General features: G+C 38.7%; 3 protein-coding genes and 2 pseudogenes. All 5 read left to right on the top strand.

The features are described from left to right. Nucleotides 1-255: 255 nt before the first annotated feature. Nucleotides 256-381, top strand: a pseudogene (locus ACW2QC_RS19980) (T7SS effector LXG polymorphic toxin); the annotation flags it as partial. 47 nt (nt 382-428) lie between these two features. Further along, nucleotides 429-896, top strand: a complete 468-nt coding sequence (locus ACW2QC_RS19975) for a hypothetical protein (protein ID WP_457545683.1) — start codon at nt 429-431, stop codon at nt 894-896. Further along, the gene (locus ACW2QC_RS19970) at nt 883-1,524 is read left to right on the top strand and encodes a hypothetical protein (RefSeq protein WP_457545682.1); all 642 of its coding nucleotides are present in this window, start codon (nt 883-885) and stop codon (nt 1,522-1,524) included. Before ACW2QC_RS19975 ends, ACW2QC_RS19970 begins: the two co-directional genes overlap by 14 nt. Nucleotides 1,525-1,550: 26 nt before the next feature. Further along, entirely contained in the window at nt 1,551-2,027 is a 477-nt protein-coding gene (locus ACW2QC_RS19965) for a hypothetical protein (RefSeq protein ID WP_457545681.1), read from the top strand. 912 nt (nt 2,028-2,939) lie between these two features. After that, nucleotides 2,940-3,841, top strand: a pseudogene (locus tag ACW2QC_RS19960) (hypothetical protein); the annotation flags it as partial.

Genomic DNA, 3,841 nt, shown 5'->3' with positions numbered 1-3,841 from the left:
TCTGGATAACTAAAGGTCTGAACAAAGCCACGGTATAGCTTGATGTAGTTTTATTATGACAAAGTGTGTAGAAAAGAAAAAAACAGAAAACGAAAACGTTACAAACATAGACCTTGATTGGTAAATTCCTTTCAAGGTTTTTTCTTGTGATCAAGGTGGACTGGTATCATCTAAACATCTGCAAACCCTAGAAAAGCTGCAGTAAGTTGTCCTATACTATTAACCAAATGAAGAAGGACTTGCACGAAAGAGTTCTTGGACAATGACGTTCAAAATGAATTGGATAAAGCGAGACAGGTAACGGAAGGATTAGCTGACGAAGCAAATCGGATCATGGCCAGTATTGCTGATCTCGTCTCATTACCCAGGCTAGACACAGGGGAATTTAACTCCATGGTACAAAAGGGGAAAAGAAAGCAAAGAATGATGTGGAACAGCTATATGACCTGTACAAGGAACAGACAAAATCGTTACGTAAAGTCAGGGAAGATCGGGAACTATCGAATCAGTACAAAAATGAGATGTCACGTACCTTTGCTTCCGATTATTCCATCACTACTTTTGATGCATTGACAGCACTAAAGCTACCTTCCCTTCCTACAATTTTAAAAGAAGTGTATGGCGATCCTGTTACAAAAGAAGAAGTAGAAGTAAGTTTATGGACCAAGATAATGGAAGGCACTGTGAAGTTTGGTAAAGGAGCATACAACACGGGGAAGGGTGTGGTGCTAGGTGGTGCTGATGTCGTAAAAGATACTGCGGTTGGCTTATACAATACCGTTGTACATCCGGGTGAAACATTAGAGTCAATGGAAAATATGATTCTTCACCCGTGGGATACCAGCAAATACGTAGCAAATGCGATAGCGGAATCTTACGAACATGATCAATGGTGATGCCGAAAGCCGTGCACATTGGGTCACGTATGCACTGGGTACCGCCGCCACAACAGTGTTTGGCACAAAAGGCGCTGGTACGGTAACAAAGACAGGCGTGGCAACAACCAAAGCAGGTGCCAAAAAAGTTGCAACAGCGGCCAGTGATACTGTGAAAAATATGGACTTGTCGCGGTTTTTACCTTATCCACCGCATTATCAGCTGGCTGGGGGAGCTAAGGTACCTTATAATGTGGTAGATGGGAACTATTTGAAGGATCAGTTGATTTTGAAGGCAGAGAGTTTGCAGGGAACAAGGAAAACTGTTAAAGATATAGAAAATTATAGAAAAACCTTCTTTGAGGCATACCCTGAACTGGAAGGCAGTGTTGTTGTTCATCATGCTGTTGAGCAACAAGTTCTAAAAAGATTTCCAAATCTATTTTCACTGGAGGAAATACATGCATTGGAGAATTTAAGGGGAATACCGAAAGAAATTAATAACGATATTCACTTATCAAAAATTAGGAAGGACTGGAATAGATTTTATAGAAATCATCCTAATCCTACAAAAGAGGAAGTTATAAATTATATGATTGAGTTAGATAAAAAATATGGTGAAAAATTCAATCCGCCTGTGAAAAAATGATAATAAAATAGAAAGGACGCTTACCTATGAAATTATACTTTCTAGAGCCAGAAGTGTCTGGTGGCCATGGGAAGAAAACACTATATGGTACAGATGAGGATGTGGAGAAAAAAGGAATATCAGGAAAAGTCAAATTTCTGCATTATGAGTTCGAAGGATGGTTAGGTGATGATATTTTAGAGTCGGCACCAGCCTATATAATAACAAGTGATTTGGCAGATGAGTTAAAAAAGAGTGAACTTAAAGACTATAGAATAGAAAAATGCCTTGTAACAACCTCCGATGAATTTAAGGAATTATATCCTAATAAAAAAATTCCTTCTTTTGTTAGATTTATTCCGCTAGGAACAGTTGAAATAGAAGGAGTACAATATAAAAATTGGTCGGGACATCACTTTTGTCTTTCACCAAAGGGGGAATTGGTTTTAACTCAAAACGCTATAGACTTATTAAAGGAATTTTCAATTCAAAATTGTGATGTCCTAGTCTTGGAACAATCATAACTGTAAAACTTTGGGTATGTAAATTTATTACCTAATTCAATCAAGGAAAGGTTATCTGTTGAAGAACTTGAAAAGGACAAATTGGTTTTTTGAAGCGATGAAAGTACATTATTGCTAATGGGAATGGGAGAAGAACAAGATAAGACCATTTATTATGCTGATATAAAAATCACAGATTCCTTAGATGGATTTTTCGAGAGAATGATGAAGGACGATAGGATATTGATTTTGAGTAAATAAAAGAACCTTATTTAATATGTAACTTTGACCATTTTAGTCGAATTTACCGTAAAATAACATACATGGAGACGTAAATAACTAGTAGAACCTTGATTGATGACATACCCTTCAAGGTTCTTTGCGTAGTGTGCAGAAATTAATTGCTTTTGGGCAGAACCGTTTATCCACATTTCATGGACTGTTTGATAAATTTGTATGATTCATTACCTTTTACACCCAAGTACCAGAATAACTGCAGTAAACATCCAATCCTCTAAACAATGGGTCCATGGTCTTGTTTCTGATCCCAGCGATTGACACAGAGAAATTTAACTCCATGGTACAAAAGGGAAAAAGAAAAGCGAAAAATGATGTGGAACAGCTGTATGATCTGGATCACGAACAAACTGTATTTCGCAATTGAAATTTGAGCCATTTCGCAACTAATTTTGAGCCACCTAAAATTAGAGGTATTCACAAACTTAGATAAAATATTTTATTACCGCGTAGGATTGACATGGAGCCTCTACGGGCATGACTTCTTTGCGAAAGCGTGCGGATGGGAAGGATTACGCACCCCCATCAGGGTATCATGCCCGCCTCTCCATATAAATCCAATTGAGTTATGAGGAAAATAAAATTCACAAACTTATGGTGGCTCAATTTCAAGTTGTCATGTGGCTCAAATTTCAATTGCTATATACACAAACAAAATCTTTAAATCAAGTAGGGGAAGATCAGAAACTACTCGATCAATACATAAATGAGATGACACGTACCTTTGCCTCCGATTATTCCATTACTACATTTGTTGCATTGACAGCACTAAAGCTTCCTTCCCTTCCTACTATTTTAAAAGAAGTGTATGGTGATCCTGTCACAAAGGAAGAGGTAGAAGCAAGTTTATGGACCAAGATAATGGAAGGCACTGTTGAGTTCGGAAAAGGGGCATACAACATGGGAAAGGGTGCAGTGCTAGGTGGTGCTGATGTAGTAAAAGATACGGCGGTTGGCTTATACAATACCGTTGTACATCCGGATGAAACGTTAGAGTCGATGGGAAATATGATTCTTCACCCGTGGGATACCAACAAATACGTAGCAAATGCAATAGCAGAGTCATACGAACGTGATATAGTCAATGGTGATGCCGAAAGCCGCTCACACTGGGTAACGTATGCACTGGGTACCGCAGCCACAACAGTGTTTGGTACAAAAGGTGCGGGCACAGTTACGAAGACAGGCGTGGCAACAACCAAAGCAGGTGCCAAAAAAGCTGCAAAAGCGGCTGGTGATACTGCTGAAAGTGTAAATTTGTCTCAGTTTTTACCTTATGCACCACAGTATCAGCTAGCTGGGGGAGCTAAGTTTCCTTATAATGTGGTGGATGGTAAGAATTTGAAGGATCAGTTGATTTGGCAAGCGGAGGAGTTGCAGAGGGCAAAGGGAAATACAAAGAATATATTTACGACTAAGACTCTACGAGAAAAACAACGTGCAGTTATAAAGTCCGTTGAAAGTGGAAAAGTATCTCTAAAGACTACCAAGCGAAAAGGTAATTACGGGGAAATGAAAATGGATGACTATTTTGAAGA

The sequence above is a fragment of the Virgibacillus sp. FSP13 genome (assembly GCF_054048505.1).
Note: the sequence above shows the minus strand (reverse complement) of the source record. Positions and strands in the feature narration are given on the sequence as shown.